General features: G+C 57.1%; 2 protein-coding genes. Both read left to right on the top strand.

Annotation, left to right across the window (positions count from 1 at the left end):
• Nucleotides 1–375 (top strand): OmpA family protein (locus CYR52_RS22165; protein ID WP_146001364.1); only part of this gene is annotated, 375 nt, incomplete at its 5' end.
• Nucleotides 376–378: 3 nt separating this feature from the next.
• On the top strand, nucleotides 379–870 hold the full coding sequence (locus CYR52_RS22160) for an Hcp family type VI secretion system effector (protein WP_072933516.1): 492 nt from the start codon (nucleotides 379–381) through the stop codon (nucleotides 868–870).
• The last annotated feature ends 163 nt before the right edge of the window (nucleotides 871–1,033 follow it).

Below are 1,033 nucleotides of genomic sequence, written 5' to 3'. Positions count from 1 at the left end.
CTGAAACCCGGCTCGACAAAGGTGCTGGTGAATGCCCTGGTGGGGATTAAGGCCAGACCGGGCTGGCTGATTGTGGTCGCCGGCCACACCGATGACACCGGGGACGCGGCGTCCAACCAACTGCTCTCCCTGAAACGCGCGGAGTCGGTGCGCAACTGGATGCGCGACACCGGCGCGGTACCGGAGAGCTGCTTTGCAGTGCAGGGCTACGGCGAAAGCCGCCCGCATGACACCAATGACACGGAGGCGGGCCGGGCGGCCAACCGCCGGGTCGAAATCAGCCTGGTACCGCAGGCGGATGCCTGTCAGGTCACCGGCGCAACCACCGTATCACCGGCTCTGGGTGATGCGTTAACTCAAAAAATGGAGAAGTAACTCATGGCAATTCCAGTCTATTTGTGGCTCAAAGACGACGGCGGTGCAGACATCAAAGGCTGTGTGGATGTCAAAGACCGTGAAGGCAGCATTGAGATCGTGGCGCAGGAGCATGACCTGTATATCCCGACTGACAACAACACCGGCAAGCTGACCGGCACCCGTATCCACACCCCGTTCCTGTTTACCAAGGAAATCGACGCCTCCACGCCGTACCTCTATAAAGCGGTGACCACCGGCCAGACTCTGAAATCGGCTGAGTTCAAATGGTACCGCATCAATGATGCCGGTCAGGAAGTGGAGTACTTCAACACCAAGCTGGAGAACGTCAAGCTGGTGAAAGTCGCGCCGGTAATGCATGACATCAAAGACCCGGCCTATGAGAAGCACAACCACCTGGAAAGGGTTGAGCTGCGCTACGAAAAAATCACCTGGACCTACAAAGACGGCAACATCATTCATTCCGACTCCTGGAATGAACGCACCACCGCGTAACACCCCGCACAGCAGACGGTTCGCCGTCTGCTGTTTTTTTGCTGTTTTTGTTTGCGAAATCGAAACACGACACCGCAAAACCAAAACAGCACAACAGTCCCGGGCATCGGCCTTATGCGCTTTGGTTCACAGCGAAGGGCGGTAGCGTGTCTGAAAAGGAGAG

It is taken from the genome of Chimaeribacter arupi (assembly GCF_002858805.1).
Lineage (GTDB): Bacteria > Pseudomonadota > Gammaproteobacteria > Enterobacterales > Enterobacteriaceae > Chimaeribacter > Chimaeribacter arupi.
The sequence above is the reverse complement of the archived record's forward strand: the minus strand, read 5'-3'. Positions and strand labels throughout refer to the sequence as shown.

What these genes read in the sequence shown, in the direction of transcription:
- CYR52_RS22160 (WP_072933516.1), top strand. Translation starts at nt 379, where the DNA reads ATGGCAATTCCAGTCTATTTGTGGCTCAAAGACGACGGCGGTGCAGAC.